The organism is Pedobacter sp. NJ-S-72, assembly GCF_053890575.1.
The window spans coordinates 1,664,669-1,680,257 of sequence record NZ_CM132681.1 but is presented as its reverse complement, the minus strand read 5'-3'; the positions used below and the strand labels follow the sequence as shown (position 1 = coordinate 1,680,257).

The 15,589-nt window shown below is 40.2% G+C and carries 14 protein-coding genes and 2 pseudogenes; 15 read left to right on the top strand and 1 reads right to left on the bottom strand.

Translation table 11 applies throughout. The features are described 5' to 3' along the window. The first annotated feature begins 9 nt into the window (after nt 1-9). The 7 genes and pseudogenes from ACWYN3_RS11130 to ACWYN3_RS11100 all read left to right on the top strand — a co-directional run bounded on the left by ACWYN3_RS11130 (nt 10) and on the right by ACWYN3_RS11100 (nt 4,120). Nucleotides 10-249 carry an aldo/keto reductase gene (locus tag ACWYN3_RS11130; RefSeq protein WP_456221202.1) on the top strand — a complete coding sequence of 80 codons (240 nt, stop codon included), beginning with the start codon at nt 10-12 and terminating at the stop codon, nt 247-249. Between the two features lie 10 nt (nt 250-259). Next, nucleotides 260-736, top strand: coding sequence for an aldo/keto reductase (locus tag ACWYN3_RS11125; protein WP_456221201.1), 477 nt, complete (start codon nt 260-262; stop codon nt 734-736). Between the two features lie 195 nt (nt 737-931). Continuing rightward, complete coding sequence (locus ACWYN3_RS11120) at nt 932-1,228, top strand: hypothetical protein (protein WP_456221200.1); 297 nt, start codon at nt 932-934, stop codon at nt 1,226-1,228. Then, on the top strand, nt 1,215-2,105 hold the full coding sequence (locus ACWYN3_RS11115) for an enolase C-terminal domain-like protein (RefSeq protein ID WP_456221199.1): 891 nt from the start codon (nt 1,215-1,217) through the stop codon (nt 2,103-2,105). The genes ACWYN3_RS11120 and ACWYN3_RS11115 overlap by 14 nt, the downstream gene beginning before the upstream one ends. Before the next feature lie 15 nt (nt 2,106-2,120). Further along, a pseudogene (locus ACWYN3_RS11110) lies at nt 2,121-3,293 on the top strand (sodium:solute symporter family transporter). After that, nucleotides 3,259-3,681, top strand: a complete 423-nt coding sequence (locus ACWYN3_RS11105) for a hypothetical protein (RefSeq protein WP_456223357.1) — start codon at nt 3,259-3,261, stop codon at nt 3,679-3,681. Before ACWYN3_RS11110 ends, ACWYN3_RS11105 begins: the two are co-directional and overlap by 35 nt. 7 nt (nt 3,682-3,688) lie before the next feature. Further along, nucleotides 3,689-4,120 carry an L-rhamnose mutarotase gene (locus ACWYN3_RS11100; protein ID WP_456221198.1) on the top strand — a complete coding sequence of 144 codons (432 nt, stop codon included), beginning with the start codon at nt 3,689-3,691 and terminating at the stop codon, nt 4,118-4,120. Between the two features lie 99 nt (nt 4,121-4,219). Here ACWYN3_RS11100 and ACWYN3_RS11095 read toward each other — a convergent pair whose 3' ends face one another. Beyond that, complete coding sequence (locus ACWYN3_RS11095) at nt 4,220-4,999, bottom strand: AraC family transcriptional regulator (protein WP_456221197.1); 780 nt, start codon at nt 4,997-4,999, stop codon at nt 4,220-4,222. Between the two features lie 258 nt (nt 5,000-5,257). Between ACWYN3_RS11095 and ACWYN3_RS11090 the strand changes: the two genes are divergently transcribed. The 8 genes and pseudogenes from ACWYN3_RS11090 (at nt 5,258) to ACWYN3_RS11055 (ending at nt 15,346) form a co-directional block, all read left to right on the top strand. Continuing rightward, nucleotides 5,258-6,766 carry a TonB-dependent receptor plug domain-containing protein gene (locus ACWYN3_RS11090; protein WP_456221196.1) on the top strand — a complete coding sequence of 503 codons (1,509 nt, stop codon included), beginning with the start codon at nt 5,258-5,260 and terminating at the stop codon, nt 6,764-6,766. Between the two features lie 5 nt (nt 6,767-6,771). Further along, nucleotides 6,772-7,131, top strand: a complete 360-nt coding sequence (locus tag ACWYN3_RS11085; protein WP_456221195.1) for a hypothetical protein — start codon at nt 6,772-6,774, stop codon at nt 7,129-7,131. After that, a complete protein-coding gene (locus ACWYN3_RS11080; RefSeq protein ID WP_456221194.1) occupies nt 7,128-8,402 on the top strand; it encodes a hypothetical protein in 1,275 nt (424 codons plus the stop codon). The genes ACWYN3_RS11085 and ACWYN3_RS11080 overlap by 4 nt, the downstream gene beginning before the upstream one ends. A 79-nt stretch (nt 8,403-8,481) precedes the next feature. After that, entirely contained in the window at nt 8,482-10,257 is a 1,776-nt protein-coding gene (locus ACWYN3_RS11075; RefSeq protein ID WP_456221193.1) for a RagB/SusD family nutrient uptake outer membrane protein, read from the top strand. A gap of 153 nt (nt 10,258-10,410) precedes the next feature. Further along, nucleotides 10,411-13,017: a glycoside hydrolase family 3 C-terminal domain-containing protein gene (locus tag ACWYN3_RS11070; protein ID WP_456221192.1), complete on the top strand. Its 2,607-nt coding sequence runs from the start codon at nt 10,411-10,413 to the stop codon at nt 13,015-13,017. A 182-nt stretch (nt 13,018-13,199) separates the two neighbouring features. Beyond that, a complete protein-coding gene (locus ACWYN3_RS11065; RefSeq protein ID WP_456222961.1) occupies nt 13,200-13,754 on the top strand; it encodes a glycoside hydrolase family 95 protein in 555 nt (184 codons plus the stop codon). After that, nucleotides 13,747-15,046 (top strand): annotated as a pseudogene (locus ACWYN3_RS11060) (glycosyl hydrolase family 95 catalytic domain-containing protein); the annotation flags it as partial. The gene ACWYN3_RS11065 and the pseudogene ACWYN3_RS11060, both read left to right, overlap by 8 nt. Nucleotides 15,047-15,100: 54 nt before the next feature. Beyond that, on the top strand, nt 15,101-15,346 hold the full coding sequence (locus ACWYN3_RS11055) for a glycoside hydrolase family 95-like protein (RefSeq protein ID WP_456222960.1): 246 nt from the start codon (nt 15,101-15,103) through the stop codon (nt 15,344-15,346). The last annotated feature ends 243 nt before the right edge of the window (nt 15,347-15,589 follow it).

Genomic DNA, 15,589 nt, shown 5'->3' with positions numbered 1-15,589 from the left:
AATTGAAACGTGGTTCTAGAAAAAATGAATAATGGATTTTCATTAACAGATAACCTGGTGCTGGGTACTGCTGGCTTAGGAGGTGTTTGGGGAAAGGTCGATGCTTATGAATCTATATCGACAATTGTACATGCCATTGAACAGGGTATTTTGGCTATTGATACCGCTCCGGCCTATGGTGACGCAGAGTTTTTTTTAGGAGAAGCACTGCACACATTGGACAGGAGAACGACCGCTGATAAGCACTAAAGTTGGGCGTTTGAAAAGCTATCGGGCAGACGAGGCCTATTATGATTATACACTTGATGGAATGAATAAAAAAAGTGTTGAAAATAGCTTAAAAACGCTAGGTATTTCTGTGATTGACGTGCTTTTTCTACACGATCCGGCAGCAGTTCCACAAGATAGGGTGGAAGAAATATTAAAGCAGATGCTATATTTTAAACAATGTGGATATGCCAGGAAAATTGGGCTTGGAGGAAATGCCCCATTATGGTTTAAACCTTATTTGACATCGGGGGTATTCGACGTTTTTATGGAGTATAACAGATTAAATGCCACTTGTATTGATGCTCTTGATACCAGTATCTCCTTTTGCCTGGAAAATAAGAAGGAATATTATGCAGCAAGCCCTCTCCATATGGGATTGCTGGGGAAGAGGTTCTCTGAATTTACAAAATCACCTCCCGACTGGCTCGATGTAGAAAATATAGCGCACGCCAAAAGGCCAGTTTAATTGCTAAAAAAAATCATATGTCACTACAAATGCTTGCTCACCGGTTTATGTTAAACATTCCTTGCGAGTTTAAAATCGTTATGGGAGCTGCAAACCTAAAGGAACTTAATGATACACTTGAGGCGCTGCGATTAGGAAAGCTGCCAGAGTTCATTTTTTTTTCAAGAAATTTTTCAATCACTTAAACTTTATTAAATGGGTCAGATAGAAGACGAAATTTTTAATATAAAAAGAGTTCGGATCAGAGTTTTAGAACAAGTCCAGTCGGTAATCCCGTTTCAAGATGCAACTATGGGACCCTTTCCCAATTTCGGAATCTCTATTATTACGATTGAAGATGAGGATGGGAATATTGGAGAAGCACCTGTTTATAGTACCTATCTTAATATTTTAGAGTCTTGTTTGTTTCCAATCTTATTTCATAGTCATTCTGTTCCTTATAAAGACTTTTATCCAAGGTTATACTGGTCTATTCGAAATGAAGGATTTTAAAGGTGCCGCCTCTGCATTATTGGGCCAGATTGATATGGCCTTATATGATCTGGCTGCAAGGAGAAAAAACATTCCGCTTTATCGTTATATCGGTGCCGAACGTAACGAGGTGAAAATGTATGGAAGTGGTGGCGGAACCAATTATACCCTGGCAGAGTTGGAACAAGAAGTACAATTGTTCATGGACGCAGGAACCGAGTGTTATAAGATGAAAGTTGGGAAGGATTTTGGAAAAAAAATGGAGGAGGATATAGCCAGGGTGAAATTTGTACAGCAGTTAATTGGTAAAAGAATGAAACTAGCGGTAGATGCCAATCAGATCTGGTCTTGTGATGATGCCTTAAAATTTATAAATGCTGTTGGCGAAGATGAATTGTGCTGGCTGGAAGAACCAGTGCATTCAGCTGCCTATGATCAGATAGAAAAACTTTGTACAAAGACAACGATCAGTGTGGCCTATGGTGAATCTGAACGTACTTCAAAAATTTTCCCTACCCTTGTCAATTGTGGCGTACGTCATTTGCAACCAGTTCCAACGCAGATAGGAGGGGTCAGAGAGTGGATGGAGGTAAGGGATCTTTGCCAAAACCGAAAAATACAATTTTCTTCTGGCGGATATTCTCTATATTCAACGGCTCTGATGACTTCTGCTGAAGATACTGGAATGATTGAATACCTGTATTCTATTATGCACGGCCTTGAAGCGTATTTTTTGATATATCCAACATGGGAAAGGGGACGGTTTATTTTGCCGGAAACAGCGGGATTTCCGGTGAGGATTGATTGGGATTATTGCCTTAAAGAAAAGAAAATAAAATGGGAGAAAGTATGGGAAAGACAAAATGTCCAGAAATACAATCCGATAGTATCCATGTAATTAATCGAACGCACTGTGAATTTAAGCTTTAATCAACTTGACTATTTAGTACTGGGATGCTACATCCTTGTCTTATTCTTTATCGGGTTTTACCTAAATAGGAAAGAAAAAGGACAGGATGATATTTTTCTTGGTGGAAGAACATTAAAATGGTGGCAAATTGGTTTTTCTATGTTTAGTGCCAATGCAGGTCCTATGATGCTGATCGGCTTTGCAGGTATTGGATTTTCTCATGGTATTGTAGGTAGCAACTTTGAATTATTGGCCTGGATATTTTTGATGTTGCTCTCTATGGTTTTTTTGCCTTACTACTTAAAAGCAAAAATCAGCACCATTCCGCAATTTTTGCTGATCCGTTATGGCAGGCGCTCTTATAATTTCCTTATTATTTACAGCCTGATTTCAATATTGGTGGTATGGTTGGGGAGCGCCTTATATGCTGGTGGCTTGTTGATTTCCGGAATATTTGATTGTTCATTATTTGCAGCCATAGTTATTATTGCCTGTATAGCAACCAGCTTTACGGCAATCGGGGGCTTAAAGGCTGTCGTTCGTACAGGTGTTTTTCAATCTGTTATTATTATCATATCGTCCATCGTACTTACTTTTTTTTAGGCCTTCAAAAAAAAAAGCAGCATAGATTTATTGGTTAGCAAAACACCACCTTCTTACTGGAAGCTTTTTCTTCCGGCATCAAATGCAGAATACAGCTGGATCTCTATTGTTGTGGGCTATCCTGTAGTGGCTATTTATTATTGGTGTGCAGATCAGACCATTGTACAAAAAGTATTGGCAGCAAAGGATTTAAAGGAAGGGCAATATGGGACCATATTTATTGCAGCTCTTAAAATCATTATGCCCTTAATATTCATTCTTCCAGGCATTATGTGCTATATACTATTTAAAGATACAGCCCAGCCAGACAATGCTTACATTACCATGATCAAAAGATTAATGCCCCATGGCTTGCTCGGCTTAAGTATTGCTGCATTAATTGCCGCATTAATTGATACGGTATCTTCAAGCTTGAATGCCTTCTGTACCGTATTTACTTTAGATGTGGTTACTCAGGTCAGAGTACTTGATCAGAAGCAACAGGTAACCATGGGAAGATGGATTACCGATTGCAGCAATATTAGGTGTAGGTATTGCCATGCTTTTCTCCTGTTCAGGAAAGGACTTTTTTGAACTAAGCCAGGGCCTGGTATCGATATTGGCCCCACCATTATCTGTTGTTTTCTTAGCAGGTATCATGTGGAAGCGCGTCAACAGTATCTCAGCAGAGATTGTTCTTTATGGAGGCGGGTTTGTTTGTTTGCTGCTTGGCGGTTGTCATGTATTAGATTATCCCTTTAAAGGCTATTGGCCACATTTTCTATTACTCTCATTTTATATATTTCTGGCCTTAAGTATTGTAATCGTTGTCACAACACTTTTGACAAAAACTAAGGTAAAACCGGTAATCCCTTCACTGCTTGAATCAAAAATGGAGCTAACTGGTGGTTCAAGAACGATTTGGCTCATGTGGTTAGGCCTGGCCTCGGTCATGGTCCTGATTTATTTACTTTTTAATTGATCTCCTGATGAAAAAAATATTCTTAAAGTTCACATTGATCGCGCTTACCGGAGCTTGCATGATGTGCAGTCCAGCAAATCCAGAGCGTAAAGAAGCTAAGTTTGTAGAAAAGGTATTTGTTGTAAATACGGTAGATAACAATAAGAAATTGAATGAATATTTAGCCTGTCATAAACAAATATGGCCCGAAGTAGAGGCCGGCTTTAAAAAAGCAGGGTATAAAAATATTACCCTTTACCGCTTCAACGATCTGATCGTAATGGCCATAACTGTTCCTGAAGATGCCAATTTAAAGGAGATGGGAAGAGTGGCAGAATCCTATAGTCCCCGATGTGCAGAATGGAATAAGTTAATGGGCAATTATCAAAAAGGAGTTAAGGGTACTTCAGCCGGAGAGAAATGGGCAGAAGCCATTCCTTTTTATAAATTTAGTAAGTAGCAGAAGCAGCATTAAGCAGAGGTTTTATATTGTTTAATGAAATCTCTGGGAGGAAGTCCCTTTACCTCTTTAAAATGCTTGTTAAAGTTGGAGATGTTATTATATACCGCTCTTATAACATGTTTCGGTGATATTGTAGTTCCCCTCCATTAATAATTTTGCGGCATGTCCAATCCTTATTTCTTTAATAAAGTCTACCAACGTTCTATTGGTTTTTAATTTAAAGAACCGGCAGAAAGCTGCTGTAGACATGGGGATAATAGCTGCAACATCTTGCAGTGAAACGTCTTCCTTGAAGTTTTTAAATATATAATCAAAAACCCGGTTAATTTTATTTGCCTCAGCAGAAGTTTCGATGATATTGAAACATGGAGACGATAAGAGTCTGTAAGAGCTCGATTGTGCCAGCACATCTAATAACTGCAGCATTAATGCCGCCCGGACAAGGCCGGTTTCAAACAGCATAAGGTTTAGTATAACCTTAGCTCTTTGTACAGTTGGCCCGGAAAATAATATACCTTTTGTGGCATTGGTAAAGAGCTGGTTCAAATGAATAGCTTCAGGTTTTTGCAGGAGATCCTTGCCTAAAAAATCAGGAAAAAAATGAACCACTGTGGCCTGAGGGACAATTTTGTTATCTATGGCATTATAGTATTGCCAGCAATGTGGTAAATAACTGCCTAGAAGAACCAATTCCGTTCCCTCAAAGTCCTCGATATGATCTCCAACAAAGCGCTTTCCACAACAATTTTCTAACAAGGCAATTTCAAAATTGACATGAGATTTTAGTATGGCATACTTTTTTATTTCCAGGATCTCTGAGCGGACCGTGAATGACTGATCAGGAGGAAAAGTAAAGTTTTCGTATATGTACTGCATCTTGTTAAATCTGAATATTAGATTAACTCAGCCCGGATGATAAAAATTTCAATATTCACAGCTGAAAGTTACAAAAAAAAACAGCCATTCCATAGGGTTTAATTAAACAATTTCAGAACAACTGTTTATGCAAAAAAAACATTGTAAACAGTCAAATTAATGGTGGCAGGCCCTGTCAATTCTTTGGAGATTTATAGGATAAGAGTTTAATCATCGGATTACTCTTTAACCTAATCAACCAAATAAACAACTAAAAATATGTATCGTAAATTAAAAAAGAGTCTGGGGGTGCTCGGAGTTATCTGGCTGCTCATACAGCCATTTCATGTCCTTGCACAGGAAAAACTCTCTGGAACTATTATTGATGGCAAGGATAAGAAGCCATTACCGGGGGTAACGATTGCCGTTCAGGGCGGCAGAAAATCATTAAGCAATGCAGAGGGTAAATTTGAGAGCTATGTAAACAATGGTAGTATACTCACGATTTCCATGATCGGCTACCAGAGCCAGAATGTAAAGGCCAGTGCTGGAATGGTGGTTGAACTTGTAGCTACTGCTGTAGACCTTAATGATGTGGTCATCCTGGGTTATGGTACCCAGAAAAAAGATTTGGTCACCGGATCTGTTGTAACAGTAAAGCTGGATGATACCCGCAGAAATTCCCCAACTACTTCTTTAGGTAATTTGCTCGCTGGTCAGATGGCTGGTGTAAATGTGGGTACTCCAGATGGAGTTCCAGGCACCGCGCCTGGTATTCATGTCCGCGTGGGGACTTCTTTTAAAAAGAATGACGATGGTGATGTAGTATACAATGCGCAAGATGTATTATATGTAATTGATGGTAAAATCAGCGGTGCAGACGATTTCAATAATCTGAGTCCTAATGATGTTGATAATATTAGCGTATTGAAGGATGCCGCTGCTGCTGCTGTCTATGGTTCCCGTGCAGCCGGGGGTGTTGTGGTGGTTACCACACGCACAGGGAAAAAAAAAACGAAGGGGCAAATTAATTATTCATTCAACACTGGCTTCGACAAACGTGGAAAAAATGCATCATTAACTTCTGCTATTCAAACTGGTGAAATTTATAACCGGATTAATCCAGGTTCCAGCTCAATTTGGACTCAATCAGATTTTGATTATTTTAAAAACATTAACAATGGTTGGGGCTATGATCAACTGGCGGCTGTATATCAAACCCCTTATATCACTACGCATAATTTGAGTGCTTCAGGAGGTAGCGATAAAATCACTTATTTTATTGGTGGCTCTTATACCAAGCAGGGAACATTTATGAAAAACTCTACTTATGGTAAATATAACCTCCGTACTAACATTTCTGCCGACATCACCAAGGACCTGAATTTGTTTGCAGGGATTACAGTAAACAATAATCTTTCGTATAGTCCCCCAATAGGTACAGCCATTAGCGGCGATGATATACGAGGTTTATATAGAAAGCAATTGTTATTGCAACCTGAACTACCTGTATGGACAGATGGCGGTAATCCTATTGATTACGGATGGATTGGTAACGTTGGTGCAGAAGTACGTGGCGATGGAGGATATGTTAAAAGCAATTACATTAAACCGGTGCTGAACTTAAAAGCGACTTATAAATTTCCAACAATAGAGGGCTTAAGTGCTTCGGCTCAATTTAATAAATCCTATACGAATAACCGAACCAAGTATTTTGAAAAACAATACTCCATGTCTGTGATGAAAATAAGGGTACCCGGCAGATCAGTACGAATGATGCAGATGTAGTAGCGTTGAAACAATCATCACAAGTCAGTAAACCCTTTATTGAGGAAGATTATAGCTGGAGCAACGATTACCAGTTGAATTTTCAGCTAAACTACGAGCATTCATTTAATAAGCACAATATAAAAGGCTGGTTAATCTATGAAAAAGCGCAAGCCAATGGCGGCGGCATAAAGGCTGGCCGTGAAACTTTTCCTGTTTATCTTACTGACCAATGGTGGGCCGCAAGTGCAGACAGAGCGAATGGCTATAACAGTGGAGATACAGAGTACAGTACCGGACGTAAATCTTATATAGGCCAGATTTTTTTTATGATTATGATGGTAAATACCTGGCCAGTTTTGCTAGTAGGTACGATGGATCTATGAACTTTGCACCAAATGCGCGTTGGGGTTTATTTCCTTCTGGTTCAGTAGGCTGGATCATTTCCAAAGAAAAATTTATGGAAAATCTGAAAGGTATAAATATGCTGAAAGTTCGCGCTTCAGCTGGTTTAACCGGTAATGATGCAGTAGGGGGATGGCAGTGGCAACAATCGTATCAGGCAGGTAAGTCCGCGTTTTTCGGAACCAATCAGGGAACCAACGTGGGTATAACCTATGGTGATTTGACGAATCCTAATCTGACCTGGGAAAAAACATTAAGCTATAATGCCGGAGTAGATGTTAATTTTCTGCAACATTTTAATGCCAGTGCCGAGTATTATTTCACAAAAACCTATGATATTCTGGGCCCCAGATTAGCCTCTGTACCACCAACTTTTAGTGTTAAACTACCCAGTTCTAATTATGGTCAGGTTAATGCACAAGGTATTGAAATCAATATTGGTTATAAAAGCAGCATAGGCAATGTTAATTACTATGCAAATGTGAATGCTTCTTATGGCGCCGCCAGATATATTATACAAGATCAGAATGTAACCTATCCATGGGAATCCAATACAGGGCAATCTGTTAGTCGTATAGTTACCTACAAGGCTACGGGTATGATACGCACACAAGCTGATTTGGATGCCTTTGCAGCAGCTCACCCCAACTATAAATTTAATGGTATTGCTCCTGCAGTGGGGCAGTTGACTTATGCAGACCTTAGCGGGCCAAATGGTAAACCAGATGGAATCATAGATTCGTGGGATCAGACTCAGGTTAAAAATAACAATAACCCTGTTGTACTGGGACTTAATTTCGGTTTTGAATGGAAAGGCTTCAGTATAGCCGCCACCTTTAGTGGAAACCTGCACCAGATGAGATTTGTAAACAATCTGGTGGATGGCAATGTAGAATGGAATCGTATGTGGTCTAACTGGGCAACCGATGCCTGGACACCTGCTACTCCAAATGCTACGCTACCTATACGCTATTCGGCAGATGATGGGATTACAACTGTTACCAATTCTGCAAGTACTTTCTGGTTAAAGGACGCCAGTTTTCTGCGCATGAAGCTTTTGAATGTAGGCTATAACATTCCTGCCAAGTATATGAATAAAATAGGAGTTGCCGGAATGAAAGTGTATTTCAGCGGCTCTAACCTTTTTATTTTAAGCAAATTCAATAAGGATTATTTTGATCCGGAAACTAGCGATCCATTCGGGTACCCTATCATGAAGACCTTCAACTTTGGTGTTAGTATATCGCTCTAATTCATTTAAATTTTAAAAATTATGAAAATATATAAAAGATTAGCAGCAGGTTTTTTTTTGTTCCTTCCTGTGTGCAGTCATGCTGCTGACATCCTGTAAAAAGGGATTAGATTTCCAGAATAATAATGGTATCACTCCCGATAAAGTATGGAGCAACCCAGCCATGATTAATGCATTTTTGACAGATATTTATGGTGGATTAACACCTGACTGGGCTTTTGATGGTAACAGTTCTGATGAAGGTTATGATGGACTTAAAACTTTAGGTGATTTTCAGCGGGGGATCATTGCTGTTGATCAGACAAACACTAAGCTGGATTATACATGGATTGATAAGGCCAATTTTTTTCTTGACCAACTGGATGCTGTTCCTGCTGCTGTTCTATCTGCTGATGTGAAAGCGCAATATGCTGCTGAAGCTAAGTTCTGGCGGGCCTGGGCCTATTGGGGAATGGTAAATAGTGTGGGTGGAGTGCCTTTAATCTTGCATACTCAAAATGCGAATGATTTACCTGGATTATTTAAACCTCGTAACAAAACCTCGGAGTGTGTGGCTCAGATTATAAAAGATTTAGATGATGCTATTGCGGTTTTACCTGGTAAATACAGTAATGACGTCGATTATGGACGTATTACCAAAGTTGCTGCGATGGCAATGAAAGGAAGAGTATTACTTACTTATGCGAGCCCATTGTTTAATCCAGGCAACAATATGACCAGATGGCAAACAGCTTATGATGCAAATAAGGCGGCTGTAGATTATGCTGTTTCACAAGGTTGCGGTTTGTTCCCCGATTATAAGAATATCTGGTATACAAAAAGAAATCAGGAAGTCATTATGGTGCGCCAACATTTCTACCCGGGAGCAGGTATAGCATTTAACACCATAAGGCCTGTGCCATTAACGAAAGACAACACAAATAGTAACCAGCCAATTCTTAATCTGTTGTTAGCTTTTCCCAAAAAAGATGGTAGTCCGATGCAGTTTGATAAAAACAGGTTAACTGATCCTGTCTACAATACACAATTTATGACAGATTTTTATACCAACAGGGATTCCAGATTTTATGCAACAATCTTCTTTGGTGGTACACCTTACCCTACACCCGATGAGGTGCCGCCAGTGTATGTGAAAGGTAATAGTTTTTGGGATGTCTGGCAATATGATGCTGCAACTAATGTTTATAAGAGTGCAATGAGTGTCATACATCCTGGTATGTCAGGTGGTGGTCAAACTGGTTTTTGGGATAGAAAGGGCTTGGATACTACCTTGGTCGCGGCCTTATATCCACAAGGACAAACAGATTGGCCTGTTATCAGGTATGCCGAAGTATTGATGAATTATGGTGAGTGTGCTAATGAAACGGGCAAAACATCTGAGGCTTTGCAGGTCTTGAAGGATATTCGCAAACGGGCAGGAATTGATATAGGAGGAGTGAACAATTACGGGATCACTGCTTCATCAACTACAGATATTCGAAATGCCTATATAAGCGAACGCCAGATAGAATTTGCTTTTGAAAATATGCGTTTTGGCGATCTAAGGCGCTGGAAACGGTACGATATTTTAAATACCCAGGGATTTAAACATGCATTGTATACTACGCTTAAGCCTGGGGTAGTAGTTACCCCATCCGAAACGATATTAAATCCTGGAACCAGGGCAAAATTCACAGGGGTTTATATTGATAATATAGATGGAGATGCTACTTATAAATTTAATCTGACCCTAAATCATTGGTTCAACGCGTTGAAACCAGATCAGATTTCTCAATCCAAAAACGTTTTACAGCAAAATATAGAGTGGGGTGGCACATTTGACCCCTCCCATAAAATCCTTTTTACATATAAATGAGTATGATGAGCTGGGCAACTACGGTTGCACAGCTCATCGTTGTTTAAGAAGCCAATAAAACATAGACTTTGGTCAATTTACCTGAACCAGGAAGTACTGTAAGCTACTAGATTTACATTTAAAAGGAATTGCTCTGTTGCAATAAAAGAAAATATGAAAAGGATTGCCATACAGATTGTGTGCCTGTTACTACCAGTGTTTTTGAAAGCACAGGACTTTAAATCTTATCCGATGTGGAATACGACGATACCGGTACAAAAGAGAGTAAAAGACCTCGTAGGCCGGCTAACGCTAGAGGAGAAGGTGGCACAGATGATGAATACTGCCCCGGCCATTCCACGGTTGGGTATTCCTGCCTATGAATGGTGGAACGAGGTGCTGCATGGCGTAGCCCGTACGCCATATAAAACAACTGTTTTTCCCCAGGCGATTGGTATGGCAGCGACCTGGGATATCAACTCGCTTAAACTAATGGCACAATATAGTGGTATGGAAGGGCGGGCCATCAACAACAAAGCCATCAGAGAAAATAAAACAAAGGACCGTTATCTTGGACTTACTTATTGGACCCCAAATATCAATATATTCAGAGACCCACGATGGGGCAGAGGGCAGGAAACTTATGGGGAAGACCCTTTTTTAACGGCTAAAATGGGATCAGCATTTGTAAAGGGGCTGCAAGGAGACGATCCGGATTATTTGCTGGCAGCAGCCTGCGCAAAGCATTATGCTGTACATAGCGGCCCTGAGCCTACCAGGCATTCTGATAATATTAATCCCAGCATGTATGATCTGTGGGATACTTATTTGCCCGCTTTTAAGGAACTGATTGTAAATGCCAGGGTTGCTGGGGTAATGTGTGCTTACAATGCGATAAATGATCAGCCTTGTTGTGCCAGTGATTTGTTAATGAACGATATTTTACGCAGACAGTGGAAATTTACCGGTTATGTTACCAGTGATTGCGGCGCAATAGATGATTTTATTAATTATCATAAAACACATAAAAATAAAGCTGCAGCGGCTGCAGATGCCGTATTTCACGGTACAGATGTGGAATGTGGTATGTCCGTTTACAAATCACTTGTAGATGCAGTAAAAACGGGTATAATTAGTGAAAAGAATATAGATATTTCTTTGGAACGTCTATTTACCATCAGATATCGGTTGGGTATGTTTGATCCTGCCGAAATGGTGAAATACAGACAAATCTCTGAGCACATACTTGAAGCGCCGGCCCATCAGGAACATGCGCTTAAAATGGCCAGACAATCCATTGTATTGCTGAAAAATACAGGAGGCGTGCTGCCTCTGATCAAAGCAGCAAAGCAGATTGCGGTTATTGGGCCTAATGCAGATAATAAAGTTGCACAATTAGGGAATTATAATGGTTTTCCTACAAAGAACATTTCGGTTCTTGAGGCAATTAAGGAAAAAAGTGGTCCAAATAGCTCAGTTTTATATGATGAAGGTGTAGGCTTTACTACCGATACCTTGTTTATTCCTGATCCTGACCAGTCAATATCCGGGGCTGGAATACAGGTAGAATATTACAATAATACCAGACTTGAGGGATCTGTAGTTTACAACACGGTGATGCACGGAATAGATTTTTCTCTTGCTGAAGGACAATCGCCAGCCCCTGGTGTTGCCAATACCAATTATTCCATGCGTTTTAGTACAACACTACACGCTGATGCCAACCAGGAAATCACCTTTCGTCTGGAGGGAGATGATGGTTACCGCTTACGTGTGAACGATTCGCTGGTGATCAATGAATGGGGAGGTAGTTCAGGTTATCGTAACTTTAATCTAAAGACGCTGAAGGATAAAACTTATAAGATTGTACTTGAATATTGGCAAGGCAATGGTAATGCTACCATGAGAATGAAAAAAGGAAGTTATAAAAAAGCGGATATGCCAGCACTGGCGGATAAAGTCAGCCAATCAGATGTAATCGTTTTTGTTGGAGGGATTTCTCCAGAACTGGAGGGAGAAGAAATGCCTGTGAATGCAAAAGGTTTTAAGAGCGGGGATCGCACTTCAATTTTACTCCCAGCGGTGCAAACTGAAATGCTTAAACGTTTACAGGCTACAGGGAAACCAGTCATTCTGGTACTGTTTACGGGGAGTGCCCTTGCAATGCCATGGGAAAGTGAACATATACCTGGAATTATAAACGCCTGGTATGGCGGACAGAGTACCGGAACAGCGGTAGCAGATGTTCTTTTTGGAGATTATAATCCTGCTGGCAGGCTTCCTGTTACTTTTTATAAGAGTGATGCAGATTTGCCTGACATTAAGGATTACAGTATGGAAAATAGAACTTACCGTTATTTCAAAGGGGAAGTGCAGTATCCATTTGGTTATGGACTGAGCTACAGTAGCTTTAAATATTCTAATTTGAAGGCCGTAACCAGGCTTAAATCAGGGAAACCATTAGTTGTAGAAGCAATTGTTACCAATACAGGTAAATTTAAAGGAGAAGAGGTTGCCGAGTTATACATTTCTTATCCAAAAGCTAAGGGTAGGGCACCTATACGTTCCTTAAAGGGGTTTCAAAGAATAGAACTGGATAAGGGAGCCTCAAAAAAAATCCGTTTTGAGGTTAATGCAGATCAGTTAATGCTGGTAAAAAATGATGGGAAGAAATACCAGCCCGAAGGACAGCTGTTTTTTAGTTTGGGTGGCGGGCAACCAGATGTTAAACTAAATGCGAGCTCTAATGTGCTTCAGTACAAGGTGTTTGTTGGTAAGTAATGAAATGGCTGAAAAAGAGTTGAAAGCTGATCGTATGGTGCTTATAGTTCCAGAAAAGAAAAATGATTAATAATTTATTTCTATAACCAATTTACTAATGAGCTTGAAAAAAATATTCCCAATTTTAGTTGTTTTGCTCCATTTAGGTGGATTATCTATGGCCCAAAACAATAGTAGTTTAAATATCTGGTATAAGGAGGAGGGCATCAAAATGGCTGGATGCATTGCCAATTGGTAATGGCCGTATGGGAGCGATGATCTATGGAGGTATTGCTCATGAACGTATTCAGTTTAATGAGCAGAGCTTATGGTCGGGCGATAACAATTGGGACGGTGAGTATGAAACGGGTGATCATGGTTTTGGTTCCTATAGGGATTTTGGAGAACTTTTAATCTCGTTTACTGGTCAATCGGCTAATGCAGATTATACCCGGTCACTCGACTTGTTTACGGGCATCCACAAAACCAGTTTTACTCAAAGCGGCGTGAATTACAATAGAGAAGCTTTTGCTAGTCATCCTGATCAGGTAATGGTTTTTAGTTTCAAAGCAGATAAAGAAGGAGCACTTTCAGGAGAAATTTCATTAAAATCAGCACAAGGTGCAAAAAGCATCGCTACTAACCAATCTTTGATATTCAGTGATGTAATGCCTAATGGCTTAAAATATGCAGCAGCGGTGACTTTTAAGCATACTGAGGGGAATGTCAAAATAAAAAGGAGATTGCCTGGTGTTTGAAAATTGTAGATCACTCACTCTTTTTTTAGACGCCCGTACCAACTATCTGGCGGATTATAAAGCTGGGTGGCGTGGAAAGGAGGACCCCTTGCCGCGTATTAAAAAAGAATTGGCTTTAGCTCAAAATAAAAACTATGAAAAATTAAAGGCGGCACATCTAAAGGATTTCAAATCGTTAGCAGCACGTGCTGCTATTCATGTTGGTAGCAGCGATGTAGCCACTGTTGCTTTGCCTACGGATGAGCGTCTGAAAAAATATGCAGCTGGTGGTAATGATCCGGACCTTGAAAAAACTATGTTTCAATATGGCCGGTATTTATTAATAAGTTGCTCCAGACCGGGTGGTTTGCCAGCCAACTTGCAAGGATTGTGGAATGATAGTAATAAGCCGGCATGGGCAAGTGATTACCACAACAATATCAATATCCAAATGAATTATTGGGCTGCTGAAACGGCTAATCTTTCAGAATGTCATACTCCGCTTATCGATTTTATTGTAGCAGCACAGGAGCCATGCAGGATTGCAACCAGAAAAGCGTTTGGCCAAAACGTAAGAGGCTGGACGGCCCGTACAAGTCAGAATATCTTTGGTGGCAATGGTTGGGAATGGAATATTCCGGCTAGTGCATGGTATGCACGTCATGTATTTGAACATTGGGACTTCACTCGGGACAACACTTATTTGCGTAAAACAGCTTATCCTATTCTCAAAGAAATATGTCAGTTTTGGGAAGACAAACTCAAGCAATTGCCTGATGGTTCACTTGTGGTTCCCAATGGTTGGTCACCTGAACATGGACCACGTGAAGACGGGGTTATGATGGATCAACAAATAGTTTGGGATCTTTTTCAGAATTACCTGGAGGCAGCCAGAGTGCTGCATATTGACGCAGCCTATCAAAGCAAAATAGTTAGTATGCAAGGACGGTTAGCGCCTAATAAAATAGGTAAATGGGGGCAGTTGCAGGAATGGCAGGAACCGGGACGACCAAAATGATCAGCATCGCCATACGTCACATCTGTTTGCAGTGTATCCTGGCCGTCAGATTAGTATGATCCAAACACCAGAGTTAGCAAAGGCGGCAGTTATTTCCTTAAGGAGCCGCAGTGGTAATTATGGGACAAACATTAATACTCCTTTTACGGTGGAGTCGACTGTTGGCGACAGCCGTCGCTCTTGGACATGGCCGTGGCGATGTGCACTTTGGGCCCGTTTGGGAGAAGGTGAGCGTGCAGGCATTATGGTCCGGGGATTACTCACTTATAACACCTTACCTAATTTATTTTGCAATCACCCTCCCTTTCAATTGGATGGTAACTTCGGCATAACCGCCGCAATAACCGAGATGTTGCTGCAAAGCCATGAGAGTATAATAGATTTGCTGCCGGCTATTCCAAAAGATTGGGCTGTTAAAGGGGCATTTACTGGTCTTTGCGCACGTGGAGGATTTATAGTCGATTGTTCATGGATGAATGGAAAGGTTACTTCATACAAAATTACCGCTGCAAAACCAGGTAAAGTCAAAGTACGTGTCAATGGAGAGGTGAAGGAAGTGCAGGCGACAGTTTTTTTTAAAAAAAAAAATGAATAAAATCGGTCACCTTTATTGTTAATGTTTGGTTGCTTTTCATTTCTCAATCTGTTAAGTAAAACATTTAGTTAAGCACGGATAAATCCAGTAAACAAATTGTTGCTTTAAGGAATGGCTCAAATTGACGCAAGGATAGTATTTTAAGCGGTTTTTGATTTCGACTCAGCGAATCACTCACCATTTTTATCGATACGTTTTAGCTGCAATTGCTATACTTAAATATAAGAATTATTTAGTAGTCAA

What these genes read in the sequence shown, in the direction of transcription:
- ACWYN3_RS11105 (WP_456223357.1), top strand. Translation starts at nt 3,259, where the DNA reads ATGCTTTTCTCCTGTTCAGGAAAGGACTTTTTTGAACTAAGCCAGGGC.
- ACWYN3_RS11055 (WP_456222960.1), top strand. Translation starts at nt 15,101, where the DNA reads ATGTTGCTGCAAAGCCATGAGAGTATAATAGATTTGCTGCCGGCTATT.
- ACWYN3_RS11100 (WP_456221198.1), top strand. Translation starts at nt 3,689, where the DNA reads ATGAAAAAAATATTCTTAAAGTTCACATTGATCGCGCTTACCGGAGCT.
- ACWYN3_RS11095 (WP_456221197.1), bottom strand. Translation starts at nt 4,999, where the DNA reads ATGCAGTACATATACGAAAACTTTACTTTTCCTCCTGATCAGTCATTC.
- ACWYN3_RS11075 (WP_456221193.1), top strand. Translation starts at nt 8,482, where the DNA reads ATGCTGCTGACATCCTGTAAAAAGGGATTAGATTTCCAGAATAATAAT.
- ACWYN3_RS11090 (WP_456221196.1), top strand. Translation starts at nt 5,258, where the DNA reads ATGTATCGTAAATTAAAAAAGAGTCTGGGGGTGCTCGGAGTTATCTGG.
- ACWYN3_RS11115 (WP_456221199.1), top strand. Translation starts at nt 1,215, where the DNA reads ATGAAGGATTTTAAAGGTGCCGCCTCTGCATTATTGGGCCAGATTGAT.
- ACWYN3_RS11120 (WP_456221200.1), top strand. Translation starts at nt 932, where the DNA reads ATGGGTCAGATAGAAGACGAAATTTTTAATATAAAAAGAGTTCGGATC.
- ACWYN3_RS11080 (WP_456221194.1), top strand. Translation starts at nt 7,128, where the DNA reads ATGAACTTTGCACCAAATGCGCGTTGGGGTTTATTTCCTTCTGGTTCA.
- ACWYN3_RS11070 (WP_456221192.1), top strand. Translation starts at nt 10,411, where the DNA reads ATGAAAAGGATTGCCATACAGATTGTGTGCCTGTTACTACCAGTGTTT.